This is a genomic window from Nostoc sp. (assembly GCF_036917465.1).
Taxonomy (GTDB): domain Bacteria; phylum Cyanobacteriota; class Cyanobacteriia; order Cyanobacteriales; family Nostocaceae; genus Nostoc.
This window is the reverse complement of sequence record NZ_JBALDL010000065.1, coordinates 135,859-152,504: the sequence shown is the minus strand read 5'-3', so window position 1 is coordinate 152,504 and position 16,646 is coordinate 135,859. Positions and strand designations below refer to the sequence as shown.

At 41.8% G+C, this 16,646-nt stretch carries 14 protein-coding genes and 2 pseudogenes; 5 read left to right on the top strand and 11 right to left on the bottom strand.

Going from position 1 to position 16,646, the window contains the following annotated elements:
* Positions 1-231 (bottom strand): annotated as a pseudogene (locus V7K38_RS14810) (hypothetical protein); the annotation flags it as partial.
* 315 nt (positions 232-546) lie between these two features.
* Positions 547-1,110, bottom strand: a pseudogene (locus V7K38_RS14805) (aspartoacylase); the annotation flags it as partial.
* A gap of 256 nt (positions 1,111-1,366) precedes the next feature.
* Here V7K38_RS14805 and V7K38_RS14800 point away from each other — a divergent pair.
* Positions 1,367-2,005, top strand: coding sequence for a DUF1003 domain-containing protein (locus tag V7K38_RS14800; RefSeq protein WP_334858839.1), 639 nt, complete (start codon positions 1,367-1,369; stop codon positions 2,003-2,005).
* A gap of 93 nt (positions 2,006-2,098) precedes the next feature.
* Positions 2,099-3,577 (top strand): alpha-amylase, encoded by a 1,479-nt coding sequence (locus V7K38_RS14795; protein ID WP_334858837.1) that lies wholly within the window; start codon positions 2,099-2,101, stop codon positions 3,575-3,577.
* A 269-nt stretch (positions 3,578-3,846) separates the two neighbouring features.
* Here the strand turns inward: V7K38_RS14795 and V7K38_RS14790 are convergent, their stop codons facing one another.
* From V7K38_RS14790 to V7K38_RS14775, 4 genes are all read right to left on the bottom strand, one after another.
* Positions 3,847-4,257, bottom strand: coding sequence for a hypothetical protein (locus V7K38_RS14790; RefSeq protein ID WP_334858836.1), 411 nt, complete (start codon positions 4,255-4,257; stop codon positions 3,847-3,849).
* A 445-nt stretch (positions 4,258-4,702) separates the two neighbouring features.
* A complete protein-coding gene (locus V7K38_RS14785; RefSeq protein ID WP_334858834.1) occupies positions 4,703-5,137 on the bottom strand; it encodes a CAAD domain-containing protein in 435 nt (144 codons plus the stop codon).
* Positions 5,138-5,426: 289 nt separating this feature from the next.
* Entirely contained in the window at positions 5,427-5,888 is a 462-nt protein-coding gene (locus tag V7K38_RS14780) for a BON domain-containing protein (protein WP_334858832.1), read from the bottom strand.
* Between the two features lie 145 nt (positions 5,889-6,033).
* Positions 6,034-7,317: a histidine kinase gene (locus tag V7K38_RS14775; RefSeq protein ID WP_334858830.1), complete on the bottom strand. Its 1,284-nt coding sequence runs from the start codon at positions 7,315-7,317 to the stop codon at positions 6,034-6,036.
* A 599-nt stretch (positions 7,318-7,916) separates the two neighbouring features.
* Here V7K38_RS14775 and V7K38_RS14770 point away from each other — a divergent pair.
* Both V7K38_RS14770 and V7K38_RS14765 read left to right on the top strand, forming a co-directional pair.
* A complete protein-coding gene (locus V7K38_RS14770) occupies positions 7,917-11,039 on the top strand; it encodes an MFS transporter (RefSeq protein WP_334858828.1) in 3,123 nt (1,040 codons plus the stop codon).
* Between the two features lie 114 nt (positions 11,040-11,153).
* Entirely contained in the window at positions 11,154-11,642 is a 489-nt protein-coding gene (locus tag V7K38_RS14765; protein ID WP_334858826.1) for a molybdenum cofactor biosynthesis protein MoaE, read from the top strand.
* Positions 11,643-11,682: 40 nt separating this feature from the next.
* Here the strand turns inward: V7K38_RS14765 and V7K38_RS14760 are convergent, their stop codons facing one another.
* Complete coding sequence (locus V7K38_RS14760; protein ID WP_334858825.1) at positions 11,683-12,516, bottom strand: hypothetical protein; 834 nt, start codon at positions 12,514-12,516, stop codon at positions 11,683-11,685.
* 485 nt (positions 12,517-13,001) lie between these two features.
* On the opposite strand from V7K38_RS14760, the gene V7K38_RS14755 reads away from it, so the two are divergent.
* Entirely contained in the window at positions 13,002-13,322 is a 321-nt protein-coding gene (locus V7K38_RS14755; protein ID WP_334858823.1) for a hypothetical protein, read from the top strand.
* Positions 13,323-13,362: 40 nt separating this feature from the next.
* Here the strand turns inward: V7K38_RS14755 and V7K38_RS14750 are convergent, their stop codons facing one another.
* The 4 genes from V7K38_RS14750 to V7K38_RS14735 form a co-directional block, all read right to left on the bottom strand.
* On the bottom strand, positions 13,363-13,686 hold the full coding sequence (locus V7K38_RS14750) for a DUF2103 domain-containing protein (RefSeq protein WP_334858821.1): 324 nt from the start codon (positions 13,684-13,686) through the stop codon (positions 13,363-13,365).
* A gap of 5 nt (positions 13,687-13,691) precedes the next feature.
* Positions 13,692-14,018: an ATP-dependent Clp protease adapter ClpS gene (gene clpS, locus V7K38_RS14745; RefSeq protein ID WP_094339873.1), complete on the bottom strand. Its 327-nt coding sequence runs from the start codon at positions 14,016-14,018 to the stop codon at positions 13,692-13,694.
* 40 nt (positions 14,019-14,058) lie between these two features.
* Complete coding sequence (locus V7K38_RS14740; protein ID WP_334858820.1) at positions 14,059-14,382, bottom strand: hypothetical protein; 324 nt, start codon at positions 14,380-14,382, stop codon at positions 14,059-14,061.
* 91 nt (positions 14,383-14,473) lie between these two features.
* Positions 14,474-16,504 carry an FAD-dependent oxidoreductase gene (locus tag V7K38_RS14735; protein WP_334858818.1) on the bottom strand — a complete coding sequence of 677 codons (2,031 nt, stop codon included), beginning with the start codon at positions 16,502-16,504 and terminating at the stop codon, positions 14,474-14,476.
* Positions 16,505-16,646 lie beyond the last annotated feature (142 nt).

The following is a 16,646-nucleotide window of genomic DNA, read 5'->3' as shown; positions in this document are numbered from 1 at the left end:
AATAACAAATGGGTTCGCCAAAATAACAACTGAGTACGCCGAAATAACAAATGGGTTCGCCAAAATAACAACTGAGTACGCCGAAATAACAAATGAGTACGCCGAAATAACAAATGGGTTCGCCGAAATAACAAATGGGTTCGCCGAAATAACAAATGGGTTCGCCGAAATAACAACTGAGTATGCCGAAATAACAAATGCGTTAGCGTAGCCCCCCGCAGGCATCGCCATGATTGCAACAATATAGCTTCGTCACGCCAGCGTAACGCACCGCAATTCTTTGGTAGATGAAGTTTTTCCGATTTGTGTGTACACCGTAGCCTTTTTAAGGGGGGAATCGAAATCAAAGTCCCCCTTTTTAAAGGGAGCCACTGCGTTGGGCGGCTCTGCCGACTTGAAGCACGTGGCGTGGATTTAGGGGGATCTAGAACGTTTTGCTACCAACAAGAGAGCTTTTCAAACAATCCTCTAAGGGCAATTCATGAATTGCCCCCTACACCGTTGATTAGGAAAAGCCATATCCAACGATATAGCCCAACAACTTACTCATGATGCCTCTACAACAATTTGTCGCTTGTTAGTTAGACACATGGCAGTACCTTGCTCATAATAAGCAGCTTCATTAATGAAAATAGGGAAAACAGTCGATTCACCTTTATATGTAATCGTTTCTTCATCAAAAGTAAGAAAGATCGGCTCTCCAGGATTTAAAGGCTCAAAGTCTCTAGACTGAAGCTGTGGGTGAATCATCGCTTGAATTTCTCCATGCTCATTTCTGGGATAATCGATAGTTCCCGCATATTCATAAAGTGTGAGTGTGTTGGTTTTAGACTGAATTAAACCTTGATTGAATGCTTGTACATAGTCCAAAACGACAGAAATTATTTCCTTTGTTTTCTGAAACAAAACTGCATTCAACACACCTTGAGGTACTGGGCCGACTTCAAGAGCAAAACCTAATTCGCATTGAGAAATCAGAAAGCTATTTGCTGCATGAGATGGTATATAAAGAATCCTCACTTCTGGATTGATTGAACTCAGATATACTGCTAATTGCAACAACCAAGGATGAAGTTTGATCAGAATAAGAGTTAAACCCATATTTGCAGTCGTACTGTTTAACTGATGTAATTACCTGGACTTGATATAGCGCTTCCCGATCTATTGAAGTACATCTTAAAACCTCACTCCTAACCCCTCTCCTTAGCAAGGAGAGGGGAGATAAAGCTTATTCTTTATGGGGAGTGAGGTTAAGCTATACCTCAGTTGCTTAGTAAGCGCTATACCCCTCTTTTGTCATTTTCCGGCAGGGCGATCGCTTTAGATAAGCAATAATCGAGTAACATCCAGATTCAGGAATTGCTGCATGACTCACAAGGCAGACGACACAGCCAACAAACACTTAAGCTCAGATACTAACGAACTCAAAGAGAAAGTTTCTCGAAATCAAGTGATCACGGCTCCATTACCAGATCCGATTGCAAAAAATATTGAAGCGATTATTTCACTTCATACCCAGGAAGTTCGAGAGATTCCCGCCCACCAGCGAATACTAGAAGCGATCGCTACATTCTTTGGGCGAGCCATATTTTTGTATAGTTTGCTAGTCATACTAGCTTTGTGGATTTTTGGCAGTTTTTTTCAGCGCCTTTTACCATTCAATCTGCCCGCGTTTAGCTGGTCAAATCAAGGCTTAGATGCAGCTGCATTAGTGATTTCAACCGGAGTGCTAGTGCGACAAACTCGCCAAGAAAACTTTGCCGAACAGCGTGCGCAACTGATGCTACAGCTTAACCTGCTCTCAGAGCAAAAAATTGCCAAGATTATTGCTCTATTAGAAGAACTCCGTAGCGATTTGCCTGATGTGATCAATCGGCACGATTCGGAAGCTCAATTGATGCAGCAAGCTACTGACCCGATCGCAGTATTGGAAGCACTCCAGAAAAATCTAGAGAAAAATCTAGCTGAAGAACTGTCATCCACAGAAGAAAACAATATGAGTTGATCGCAGTTATTTAGAAACATCAAACAAAACTTAAACTATAATTTTTGTATCGGCGATAACAATTCATCGTCATATTTGACTAGAGGGATACAGATGGCTCAACTGAATGGCGTAATGATGCAGTACTTTCATTGGTATATCCCTCCAGATGGCAATCTTTGGAATGAGTTTAAAGAGAAAGTCAAAGAGTTAGCTGATGCAGGTGTTACATCTGTTTGGTTACCCCCAGCTTACAAAGGAACAGGGGGTGGCTACGATGTCGGCTACGGGGTCTACGATATGTACGATCTAGGCGAATTTGACCAGAAAGGCTCGGTTCGCACAAAGTACGGCACAAAAGACGAGTACATCGCTGCTATCAAGGCGGCAAAAGCTGCTGGCATTCGAGTGTATGCTGATGTTGTCCTCAACCACAAGTTAGGTGCAGACCAAGAAGAAGAGGTGGAAGCAACGCCCTATAGTCCAGACGATCGCAACCACGCGATCGGTGAGATGCAAAAGATTAAAGTCTGGACTCACTTTACCTTCCCAGGTCGCCAAGGCAAATACTCCGATATGGAATGGCACTGGTGGCACTTCGACGCAGTTGATTTCAACGTTTACAACGAAGGTGAGAACGCAGTTTATCTGTTCAAAGATAAACAATTTGACGACAACGTTGACCTAGAAAAAGGCGCTTTCGACTATCTCATGGGATGCGATCTGGATATGGAGAGTCCAGAAGTTCGTGACGAGTTGAATCGCTGGGGTGAGTGGTTTGTAGAAACCACTAATATAGATGGCTTTCGTTTTGATGCCGTTAAACACGTTAGAGCCGGCTTTTTCCCAGAATGGCTGCAACACTGTCGCCAAAAGGCAGGTCGCGATCTCTTTGCCGTTGGTGAGTATTGGTCTTATGAAATTGAAGCGCTGCACAATTTCATTAGCGTCACCGGCGGGGATGTGATGTTATTCGATGCGCCATTGCACTATAACTTTAGCGCTGCCAGCACACAAGGCAATGGCTACGATATGCGGCAGATATTTGATAATACCTTGGTGCAACAGCAACCTGCTTTAGCAGTCACCTTAGTAGACAATCATGATTCTCAACCTTTGCAGTCTTTGGAGTCTGTAGTAGAAAGCTGGTTTAAACCGTTGGCTTATGCGTTGATCCTATTGCGAAGTGATGGTTATCCCTGTATCTTCTATGCAGATTACTATGGTGCTAATTACAAAGATAAGGGCCCAGATGGTAACGAGCATGAGATTTGGCTCGATAGTCATCAATGGATAATTGATAAATTTTTGCACGCCCGTCAAACCTATGCCTATGGCGACCAACACGATTATTTCGATCACCCTAATACAATCGGCTGGACACGCTTAGGAGATGAAGAACATCCTGGTGGGATGGCGGTTGTTCTGAGTAATGGGGAAGAGGGGACTAAGTGGATGGAAGTTGGGCAACCCAACAGCGCTTACATTGATATCACTGAACATTTCAGCGAACCCATCACAACAAATGATGAGGGCTGGGCTGATTTTCGATGCAATGCTGGTTCTGTTTCTGTGTGGGTTCCACAGTCATAGTCTGGATTTTAGTAGCATTTATGTAGAAAGTTACGAGCTTGGTACTGCCTAAGTTCTCTTTTAGGCAGTACCAAGCGCACAATTTTATTAACAATGGTGTCAATAAACTGAATTTTGATACTTGTTTTCTTTGCGATGCCTACGGCGAACTACGCTAACGTAGAGTGCTTTCTACAGGTAAATGCCTAAAACCCAAGACAATAGTTGGTTTATAGAAAATACTAAGATTTTAAAACTAACCTGCGGAATGCGGGCAAAAAGTTTTTTAACTAAATTATTCCTGGGCCTCTACCGCGTTTGTCGCCCTTTTCGGTCAACTTGCCTTCTTCGTCCTGATTAACTTCTCCGAGTTCTTCAATACGTGCTGCCTTTTCCTCAGCTGCTTGTTTGCGTGCATCACCCGGTTCTTCGTAGTACATTTCCGGTTCAATTGCATAATTGTTAGACAAACCTTCTTTGTCCACGGTATACCCGTCAGTGGTGCGTATACTTTCTGAATCGGTTTGATCGTCAGTAAGTGCATCTGCCTCCCTTTCTTCTGTGGGGAGTGTTTTGTACTTATCTCCTTCTCTTTCCATTCGAGCAGCTGTTTCTGCTGGGATAATACCGCGATCGTAAGTATCTACTTCAGCGCGATCGGATGAATCTATATCTCTATTAACTGCTTCATTATTAGCCATAATTTATGTCCTCGTTAAAGAATCTATTAAATAACTTCAAAACCTAGATTATGCTATTTTTTACCTTCGTCCTACTATCTTGAGAAGTGATTTAAAAGTAAATTTAATGGTATTTTCTCTATCTTTTGATGTATCAGAGATACTAATATTAAGTCCAGTTAGATATAGGAATTAGGATTTGCTTTATGAAAACATCCGTAGTGGCGTGGCACAGCTAAATTGGTGTAATAGAAAAATTGACTTATGTTTCTCAGATATAAATATTTACAAGATTTGTAATACATCACATCGTTTTGGCGTTGTCACGCCACTAAAAAACCTAATTTTGTTCAAAAATCCCTATATTTTTAATTAATGTTAATTATGTGAAACAAGGGGTTAAAGCCCCTTGTTAAAGGAAAAGTAGAGAATTTTCTACAGTATCCTACTTGAATGCTTGAAAAATTTATTCGCCCAGAAATTGATTTTTCAGTGATTGAATTTCATCAGCTAATTCTTGCCGAGTTGAAGCCTTCAGTAGATAACGGGAAACAAACCAAGTAGCATAACTAATTCCAACTAACTCAAAAGTTGGTGATAGTAATGGAATATCATTGATTGCATTCAGTACTGCTAGTACTAACTTTGCTGTAACAATCGCCGCCAAAATTAAAGCAACAGTTATTAGAGGTTGTTTATAGTCCTGAAAAAAGCTACCTAAGTATTCGGGTAGTTTCTCTAAAAATTGAGAAACTTGTCTACTAATCTGCTGCAATTGAGATTCAGGCTCAGATGCTGGTGGCAACTTTGGCAAGTTTACAGTATCTACACCTTCAAGTGCTAGCGTACTTTGTGATAAGGACGCATTGATAGATTCACGTTGCTGTTGTTCGGTTTCCATAGTTTTTATTGTTGGTGATTAGAAAAGTTTCTTTAACTGAACTGAGCATCAATAAATATGATTATTAAGGTTGTCAGTTGTCAATTACTAATGGTCAGAAATATAGCGGTTCCCGTTTATATAATATAAACCCGTAAGGGCACGGCTGCCGTGCCCCTAAACCTCACAATCTAATCTTGTACTCCATCTGAATGTGAACGGTCACAAGTATAACTGAACTGACCACTAAAACTGAGCAGAGGCATCTAAACTTATGCCTACATACTCACTTGGATTTATGTTAGCTGCCTTAGCTTTTTGGTGGAGCAACAGTTGCTTTAATAACTACAGTTTTAACACCTTTAATTTGTTTAGCTAAACGTTCAATTTTAGCCAACTCCTGCTGATTGCTAACAGTTCCTCCAACAGTGACAGTTCCATTGTCGGTGGCATCAACTGTTAGTTGACTCTTGGGTATGTTAACCTCCAACTTGGAGCGAACTTCACTTGCTAAGTCACCTTTAGCTCTGTCTGTATCGCCACCAGTTGTATTATTGCGCTGTTCGCGGGCGCGAATATCAGAATTAGCTTGTTTTCTGCGAACTTCACTTTGCGCGTCTTGTTGAGAAGCTTGTGTTGTTTGTGCAGTTGGTGCTTGGGGAGTTTCATTAGGATTTCCAGGTGCCGATTCGCTTGTTTTGGAAGCGTTATCACAAGCAGCAACACCAAAAACTAAAAGGCAACTAATAAAGAAGGGGGTTAGCTTTTGCATAGGTTAAATTCTGAATCGGAAAGTGCAATTTGTTGGTTGATATTTACGGCAAAAGTGAGGAGCAAGTTTTTTAATTTAGGAGCGCAGCTTTATCTACTTGCTCCTGCAATTTTGGTGAACTACTGTGAGTGACAAGTACTTTTGATTAGAGTGTCTCATCACGACGGTCAACAATTACTACAGCAGGATCGTTTCCATGAAGGTCTGTTGAGTAATTGGCGCGATCGCTACTAACAACTCCTGTATCGTGATGCGGAACTCGGTCTACATCTGGACGATGCTGGCTGACATCTCTGGCATCATAAATCGCAAATTCTTCAATACCTCGACGGTTGAGAATCGCTTCAGCTTGGTGGATTTCTGTTTGGGTACCATCGATAATTACCAAGTAGTCGCCTCTTTGGAAGCGATCGCCATATACCCGCGCTTTGTCTTCAGGAATTCCTAAGCCAACCAGTGCGCCAACAATACTGCCAGCCGCCGCACCGATCGCGCCACCAGTTAAGGTTGTCGCCAAAGCTGTTGCTACTGCGCCACCAGCAATCACAGGCCCGATTCCAGGAATTGCTAGAGTTCCAAGTCCAACTAATAAGCCAGTCAAGCCACCTACGACTCCGCCTGTAGCTGCTCCAGTTTTTGCACCATCGTCAGCTTTATTACCTGTACCAAGGTTTTTATCTACATCTACACCAGCGATTCCCTGACCTTTTGCATCTTTGGCGATGATGGAGACTCTACTTAAGGGAAAACCTGCATCTCTTAATTCTGTGATTGCTGCTTCCGCATCTCGGCGATGAGAAAAGACTCCAATCGCGCGTCTTGCAACACCACTATCAGCGACATTAGGAGTTCCAGGGGTTGGAGCAACATAATCAGCATTTCTAGCATCTGGGTTGTCATAAATACCAAACTCTTCGACACCACCCTGATGGAGAATTGTTTCTGCTCTGGCAATTTCTGTATCTGTGCCATCAATGATGACTAAATAATGTCCGCGTTTTACACGTTCGTCGTAAACTCTAGCTCGTTCTTCGGGAATTCCTAAACCAATCAATGCACCCAGCAAACTACCAGCTACTGCACCAATCCCAGCACCTGCGAGAGTTGTAGCTAAGGTTGTTGCTGCGGCTCCAGCCAGCATAATTGGCCCAATTCCAGGAATTGCCAAAGTCCCAAGACCGACTAGTAAACCAGTCAATCCACCCAAAGCACCGCCTGTAGCGGCTCCGACTCTAGCGCCATCGTCAGATTTATCACCGACGCGATCGCGCACTTCAGCCCCAGCAATATCATCTCTTTCTCCATCTTGCGTAATGACAGAGACTCTATTCATGTCAAAACCAACTTTTTTTAATTCATGTAGCGCATGTTCAACATCTCGACGATGAGAAAATACACCTACACCACGTTTATGTAAACCTACAACCATTATCTTTATCTCCTCAGCAAAAATCAATTATTCACTAATTTATAGCTCCTAACAACCCCTATTAATACATGTTTAATTTTAGTTTTCATCAATCGATTGGAAGAATTTTTACCTCTATCATTAGGCATAGGTATTTTTATCTGAAGGTAGTAAAAATCTTTAAGTATCAAACAATGTAGTATATGGTTATAAAAATTAGATGTGAGCTATTTGATTGTTATCGTAAATCGAATTTAAAAGTTAGTATCTTTTCTAAAGAACAATACTTATTAAAAGTAGATATAGAGAAAAACCAAAAACTATAAATAGTAAAAATTAAGCCACAGCTTGCAAGAAGATTGGGGTGAAACTCCGGGATAAAATAAAACTAAATCAAGCCGATTATATGTTGTTATAGTTTTATTAAGTTCCAAAACCAGCAAGCCTTACATTATTTTATTAGTTTAAAGCTAATAAAATAATCTATTTTTTGTAAAATATAACTTTTGATAAATAAACTTCTTACCTAAGAATGTTTCAGTCGATTTAGCTGGCAACTAAATTGATAGGTGAGCCATTTTATCAATGGTTATTTAATTGAAAATAAGTGAGAAAATACGATGCTTCAAGGTGTGTTAAGTATTTTGGGATGTAACTGGTTGCCTTTTGGGTTAGTGCCGATAACTTTAGCTCAGGAAGTACTAACTCCAGAAGAAGCATCAGTTCTTTTTTCTGGGCCGAAATTCTTGGTGGCACTGCTAGCTGGGGTTTTGATGGCATTTGCCTTTCAATTATTATTGACAAACTTTTCAGTTGCTGTCGGAATTTCATCTTGGGAAATTGACTCAGATTCTGATGATGAATCAGAAAGTTTGGGTAGTAAAATACGTGGAGTTCAAACAAAAATTGGTGCTTGGGCGTTAATAACGGTTAGTATTGCATTATTTATTGCTTGTTTTTTAGCAGTAAAACTTAGCCTAATCGAAAGTGCATTTTTAGGTGCAATTATTGCTGTAGTCATCTGGGCTACCTATTTTTCATTAGTAATTTGGTTGGGTTCATCAGCAGTAGGTTCTTTAATTGGTTCTATCTCTAATACTGTAACTTCTGGTTTTCAAGCTCTGATGGGTACAGCAACTGCTGGTATCGGTGCTAATGCTGCGAAAAAACAGTTAGTTTCTACGGCTGAAGATATTACAGCCGCAGTCCGACGGGAATTAACTTCAGGTTTTGATACCGAAGGAATTAAAAATACCCTCCAAAGTTCTTTAGGTTCTCTGCAATTACCAAAGCTGGATATTAAAGAAATTCGTACCCAATTTGACCAGCTTCTTCAAGATACAGATTTGCAATCTGTTGCTAATAGCGACTTATTGCAAAATATTGATCGCCAAACATTTGTTGATTTAATCAGCAGTCGCGCAGATTTATCTAAAGAAGATATAAATGGCATTACTGACCAATTTCAAGGTGCTTGGCAACAGGCTTTAAATCGTAAGAATCCCACGGAACAAGTAATCAATTTACTTAAATCTGCCACTCCTGAAGAACTGAATTCTGAGCAACTAGGTGAACGGCTTCAACAACTGATTACATTTGGAGGAGGTAATGGCAATGGGGTAATCAAGCAAGCTATTCGGTATGGGTTGAGTGCTGCTGCACCAGCAGTTCTGGAGCGGGTGAATCTTTCTAATATCGATGTGAACAAAATTACAACTCAGTTGCAAAAGCTGAAAGAAAAAGTTCAGGATATCGATGTCGATCAAGTCACAGAACAATTTAAAAAGTTTAGAGAGCAAGCAACTGAGCAAGTATCTGCAAAATTACCAATATCACTTGAAAATGCGATTAAAGCAGATGTAGAAGACTACATATTGAATTCCTTCCCTTGGCACTTTAACCGAATTACCCTTGTAGATGAATTTAAAGAAGTTATCTATGACGTAAATGCAGATCCGACAACTGTCAGACGGGAGTTGGAAGAAATCAATCAAGAATATTTCGCTAACTTGCTGAAGCAGCGAAGCGATTTGGGTGAAGCCAGAGTGAAAGAAATTTCCGAACAAATGGAAAGCGATCGCTTGGAAGTTTTAGAGACTGTAAAACAGGCTCAAACGCGAGAAAAAGGGCAAGATTTCCGCACGCGCATCGAAGATTATCTGCGTTCGACGGGGAAAGAAGAACTCAACCCTGAAGGTATTGAACGAGACTTTGCCAAGTTGGTGGAAGATCCACAAGCTGGCTTTGAAGATTTAAGTAGCCGCTTCGGACAATTTGACCGCGATACTTTTGTACAATTACTCCAACAGCGTCAAGATATCAGCGAAGAGGAAGCTAATAATATTGTTAGTCAACTCGAACAGAACCGCGATAATGTCTTGAATCGCGCTAGAGAATTGCAAGAACAAGCAAAAGCGAAAGCCGATGAACTGCGCCAAAGAGTTGAAGACTATCTGCGGAATACTAATAAAGACGAACTCAATCCTGAAGCTATCAAACGTGAGTTTAAAGTTTTACTAGACGATCCGCAAGCTGGAATTAGCCTATTACGATCGCGCCTATCGCAATTTGACCGCGATACACTGGTACAATTGCTCAGTCAGCGTCAAGATTTGAGCGAAGAACAGGTAAATCAAACTCTCGATCAGCTAGAATCAGTCCGAGATAGTATTTTGCAAGTACCGCAACAAGCGAAAGAACAGTACGAAAAAACTACCAAAGCGATCGCAGAATATCTCCGCAATACCAACTTGGAAGAACTCGATCCAGAAGGGATCAGAAGCGATTTGGAAAAATTACTCGACGATCCTAAAGCCGGAGCCTTAGCACTGCGCGATCGCTTATCTAATGTCGATCGAGAAACCTTGGTTAAACTTGTCAGTCAGCGCGGAGACTTGAGCCAAGAGCAAGTTAATCAGATCATCGATCGCGCCCAAGATACCATTGGTGATATTATCAGAGCGCCAAAACGTTTAGCAAAACGTACCACTCAAGTAGCTTTAGATTTTGAAGCCAATCTTGAAGAATATCTGCGTAATACCAACAAAGACGAACTCAATCCTGAAGGAATCAAACGCGATTTGCAATTGCTGCTGTCTTCTCCTCGCGCTGGAATTGGAAGTTTAAGCGATCGCGCCTCGAAATTCGATCGTTCGACAATTGTGGCGCTGTTATCCCAACGTGAGGATATCTCAGAAGAAGAAGCTAACCGAATTGTGGATCAAATTGATTCGGTTCGCAGTTCCATTGTCGAACAATTTCAGCAGATCCAGGAAAGGGTGCAATCAGTGCTGGATGGAGTTTTTGCCAAAGTTCGCAACTATCTTAACTCCCTGGATCGTTCCGAACTTAACTATGAAGGCATTAAGCAAGACTTTGCCAAAGTATTTGACGATCCGCAAGCTGGATTTGAAGCATTGCGCGATCGCCTCAGTGAATTCGATCGTGACACCTTAGTTGCTGTCATCAGTTCTCGTGAAGATATCTCTGAGGCAGACGCTAATCGCATTATCGATCAAATAGAATCAGCGCGGGATGGCGTATTACAACGAGCCGAACGCATCCAGAAAGAAACCCAAAAACGTTTGAAAGCGATCCAACATCAAGCTAAAAAGCAAGCTGAAGAAAGCAAAAAAACCGTTGCTTATGCTGCTTGGTGGTTATTTTGGACAGCATTAACTTCCCTTGCAGCCAGTGCGATCGCTGGTGCGACTGCTGTTACAGGGATACCTCTACCTCGTTAAAATATCTCCCTTATCAGGAATTTTGAAAAAATACAAAGTGGTATTCAGTTTTTATAAATGAATACCACTTTTTTTTAGAGACAATATAAAAAGCCACATAATAAAAACGCAGTTATGACAACTACACTTACCTCTGCTGTTAAACCAAGAGCCGAAGATAGTTTTGCCATTAGCTTTGCACCATTGTCTCTTGAAGAAATTTATGCCAAGTCTGAAGATCCAGCCAACGGTGCTGTGGTTCTAATGAGTGGCGTAGTTCGCAATCAAACTGATGGTAAACCTGTGATTGCTTTAGAATATCAAGCTTACGAACCGATGGCATTGCGGGTATTTTATCAAATTGCTGCTGATATTCGCTTATCTACGTCTGATGTGAATCGAGTAGTGATTCATCATCGCACCGGACGTTTGCAAGTTGGAGAAATTAGCGTTTTAGTAGCAGTGGGTTGTCCTCATCGGAGTGAGGCGTTTGAAGCTTGTCAATATGCTATTGATACCCTCAAACACAACGCACCTATATGGAAAAAAGAAATTTGGCGAGATGGTTCTAGTAGCTGGGTGAGTATTGGTGCTTGCGAAGAGTTAGGAGAAAATTGTTCTTAGCGATTGGACACTGGGCTAAACGCCCCGCCTACTTCTCTTGTTATTTACAGTACTCTTTCGCACTTTGAGTAGAATACACGCTCACTTGTGACCATTCTCTAACCACGAATTCGCTTAAACCGACGTGGGGCGATCGCTTGGCATCGATGCTTTGCCAATCACTTTGACTTCCCCAGTCATAAGTGTATCCTAATTGTGTCCACGGGTAATGAACAACGGTAGTTGATGAGTTACTTGGTGAACCGTAGCGGCTTTGAAATTGCTGGGTAAACCAATCTTGATAGGTGGTTGAGATTGATTCAAAAGCGTTAGGTACAGGAAATTCCACTTCTGCTTCACGATCGCTAATGTTAGGATCTCGACTAGGACGAAAGAGCGATCGCGGTTCTACCCAAAGTTCAACTATATATCTGGTTGTAGTTGTAGAGTCTGGAGGTAAACCCAATAGTTGGTTCAGTCGATACTCTAAAGATATTGGGTTAGTAGTACGATAAGTTTTGCAGAATTTTTGTAAGTCTGGAGCAGCCGTAACCCATAAATCGCGTGATAAAAGCATCACCTTACCCAAATTATCTGCATATCCAGGAAAGCTAGTCCAAGCTACTACTAAAACCCGGCTTTTGTCCCATTTCAGATCGGAGTTATACGAAACAATCGGAGTCAGATTTCGATAGATTTTACGAGGTTCGGCAATTTTTGCATCCTCTACTGCATCTAGATAAGCTTGTGGTAAGGGTGATTGATCTGAAGTATTTCCTCTTGTTGATTGTGCCAGAGATGCAGAATTTAACAAGGCTGCGGTAAGGCTGATAAAAATGGCAGCATAAGGGAAAACTCGCTTTTTAGTGCGATCGCTAGCTGGAACTAAATTCATATTCTTTTTTAAGATTTGGGAGATTTAAAGATAAATATGGCGATCGTCAAGCAGCAAACTTAGAGGATGTTTTAAAAGTGGTTGGCTGTAATTTTAGGCACTTGTTGATCCCCCCAACCCCCCTTAAAAAGGGGGAAACGGAATCAAAGTCCCCCTTCAAAAGGGGGATTTAGGGGGATCTAAAACGTTTTGCTACCGATCAGAGGACTTTTAAAACATCCTCTTAAAAAAATGTAGCAAGCGATCGCTTGTTGAACTCCAGAATGGATATTTTTTGTTCAGCCATTCCTACTGGAATATAGGACAAATTATTTTAAACTCTAAGAAAATTATTAAATAATATTTATATTTGCAAAACAACAATTTTTGTTGCATTTGTTTACATAATTTCCATTCCTCTATTGAGGTTTGTAAATAATTTGTATTTCTACAAGGAATATTCCTTTAGACTGAACTTTAACTGAAAAATGTGGGAATAAACACAAATGCATTCCTTAAATATATTTTGTCACGAATTTGTAGTTGCTGTTTCCTTTGTAGCTTGCATTCTTGGACTGGTGTTACTGTGGGACAGTAAGCAACAAAAAAGTGATGTGGAAGAAACAGAGGTGATTCTGTTTAGAATGAGCTTTACTTATTGGCTAGTTTATTGTGTAGCTTTTGGCATAGAGAAAATAATTTTACCCGAATGGGAATCTGTAGTTATGACTTTGAAAATAACTACCGCTCTGTCATATTTCTTAACTTTTTCGTGCATTGTTAGTCTGCCACTACACAAATTTGCAGTCCACCGTGTTGAAGAATAGACATTCGAATTGGGAATTGGGCATTGGGCATTGGGGATGATTAAGATTTCATTGCGATCGCTAATGCCGTTTCCAGTTCTGACTGCGCCAGAGGTGTCAAAATAAATACTTCTTGTACTGTCTTCCCCTGCCGGGCAATTACTTTATAGCCGCCGCGAATTGGTACAGAGATACGCAGTTGCATTTTTGGACAATGACCTCTCGATCGGCTAATCACTCCTGGCGTTACAGTTTGGATGCCATCTTGTTGACAAAGACGTTCTAAAATTGGGATAAGACCAGAAAGGTGTGTCGAGTGATTCCAAACTAGTCTGGCAGCTTTTTGTGAAGTCGCCCGGAGTGAATCTGCGGTGGGTTTGCCCATAATAATTAAGCTGCTTCTAGAGGTGCCATTGTCAAACCTGCTCGGCGCAGCTGCTGGTGATAAAGTTCCGCAGGTTCTTGAGGGCCGACCCAAACGATCGCTTGACCTTCATAGTGTACCTGATTAGTCAGATCCCACGCGCGATCGCCACTCATCCCCGGAATATATTTCATCAAACACTCAGACACATGTTGGAATGTATTAAAATCATCATTTAATACAATCACTTTGTAATTGGGATAAGTCTTACGGATAACTTGACTAGACCGTTCAGGAGCTATAGTTGGTGCTGTCGCCATCCCGTAAATATCTGCTGAAAGTGTCGTAATCATAAAACAATTGGTCAATAATATTTGACAAAACTACAACTAACTAGTTTAGTGCATTATCTGGGGACTGGGGACTGGGGAATGGGGAATGGGGAATGGGGAATGGGGACTGGGGAATGGGGAATGGGGACTGGGGAGTTAAAACTTGAAAGTTGAGCCTCAGAAGCTCAACATTCACCCTCAGAAGCTCAACATTTATCCTCAGAAGCTCAACATTTATCCTCAGAAGCTCAACATTCACCCTCAGAAGCTCAACATTTATCCTCAGAAGCTCAACATTCATCCTCAGAAGCTCAACATTTATCCTCAGAAGCTCAACATTTATCCTCAGAAGCTCAACATTCACCCTCAGAAGCTCAACATTCACCCTCAGAAGCTCAACATCTAAGTTTTAACTCGCCTTCCTTCCTGCCCAATGCCCAATGCCCAATGCCCAATTGCCCAATTGCCCTATCGCCCTATCGCCAATTTTCCCAGTTTTCGTTAAAAATAGATGTATCGGGGAAGGCGGTGGGGTTGCCATTTTGTTGCAAAAGGCGTTTGAGTGCTTCTAGTTGTGGCTCTTGTTTTGGTAAGTTATCGACTAGTTGATAGGGTGCGATCGCATTTTTGAGGGCAAAACTAGCAACAGTTCCAGCAGCTGCGCCAGAAGACCATTCAAAGGAATGAACTCGATAGGCAGCAGCCGCAATATGACTAGTAGCAATACTTTTGCCTCCTACTAATAAATTATCAATTTTCTGGGGAATCATTGCCCTCAGAGCAATTTGGAAGGGATAAGCTTGGCCAGCACCCCGCCTTTCACCTGGACGTTCTGTATTACCAGGGGCTTCTGGGGGACTATTCACCATGCAAGGATGGAAATCTATAGCGTAGTGACCAATACCCACAGCGTCGGGGAAAATGGTAGAACGAGTCCGTCGCATTGCTTTGTCTGGTGGGATTTTACCATCAATTACTGATATTGCTTCCAAACCTGCAACTGCTGCTCGTAGCCTCCGATACATATCTGCTGGCAGAGTCTGGGAGTAATACTTATCGTTGTAATCTCGGCGAGAAATATCAATTTCCCCAATAGTAAAACCTCCAGATTGTCCCCAACTGGGGCGGCCGATGATGCGCCGTCCTTCTCGTATATAAGGATATTTAGATAAGCCATGTATTGTACCCATTGGGGAATTTAGCCCAGAAACAAAGCGGTTATTACTTTTTTGCTGCTTCACACCATCCCCCAGTTGAGAATCTGTAGTCCCAGCTACCAACCAATAATAGAAAGAGATGGCATTTTCCTCAGCTTTGCGAAGGGTTTCTGTCCGCAGTCCTCCCATCCAGCCACCTGGGTTTAACTGCCCAGTAGCTTCTAACTGCTGTCGAGTGTAAATCAGGTTATCTTGGGCTGTTCCAGGGCGATAGTCGTTACCCCAAGTCCAGTTTTGCATCGAGATATCCCCTGGTGTAGGAGCATCAAAACTTACACCACCGAATTTTGCTGGTTTGCCTTTGTTTGGACTCCAAATGCGACGATAAGCGAAAAGTAAGTCAAAGTTAGCCAGTCGCGTTAATTCATAGCTAAAATATGGCGCATATTGTGAATAAAATGGGGGCATAGTCTGCGGTTGTGGTTCCTTAGTTGCCTCCATTGCAAAGGTGTAGGTAAATCCTTGAGGGCAATAAGAATCGTTGTTGGCGCTGGAAGCAGAGGGTTCCAGGTAAGAACGGGCATCAATCCCTAATCGGTAGGGGACATCAGCAAGGGCAATAATTTCTCCAGTTTCGCTCGCGTCTACAACGTACCACTTAGAAGCATCCCCTTTCGCTGCCTTGGGGACGAAACGGAGAATAGTTTTGCTAAATCGAGATGAGTTTTCGTAGCTATAAGAATCTTCAATACTTTGAGATAAAGTATAGGTATTAAGAGGGGGTGCGCCTTTTGGTGGTTGATGTTGGATAGCGATCGCACTATTAATTATTTTGCCATCAGCAGCGATTTCCAAATCCTTAATTACCGTGTTGGGAAACCATTGCAACTTCCCTTTACCCTGCTTCTCGGCATCTTTGAGCATTTGGGCTAAAATGGCGTGAGCATCGCGGGGAAGAAAGCAGGATTCACTTACCCAACAGTCACCGGGGTTAAGTTTGCCATATTTGCGCCCAATGCGGTTTCGCAATTCCAGGTAGCCGCGAGAATAGAATTTGAGAGATCGCTGAGTTGGGCGTTCGTCTAACGCAGATGTCCCTTGAGAAGAAATTTGTCCTCCCAGCCAGTCAGTAATTTCCGTCAGACAAACCGTTCGTCCTGCTAGCAAACCCTCGTAAGCTGTAGCGACACCAGATAGTCCACCACCCACAACTAAAATCTCGCAGTTGACACTTTTATCTGGGGTTCTCGGTGGTGTGGCGTTCGCATAATCAAATGCAACTAAGGTAGATATTAAATTGAAACCGATCAGCGATGTTAAGCTATAAGCTACTTTGTGTCTGTGCTTCATGGTTAAAAAACCGCTCCAAATCCTGTGTCACCTTGTAGAAGGTAGCATCCAGGAAATGATCATCACAAGTTTATAAGAGTAAATATATTTAAATACAAGTTTTATAGCTAAAATACTGAGTATGCCAGCTAAATTTACCCTG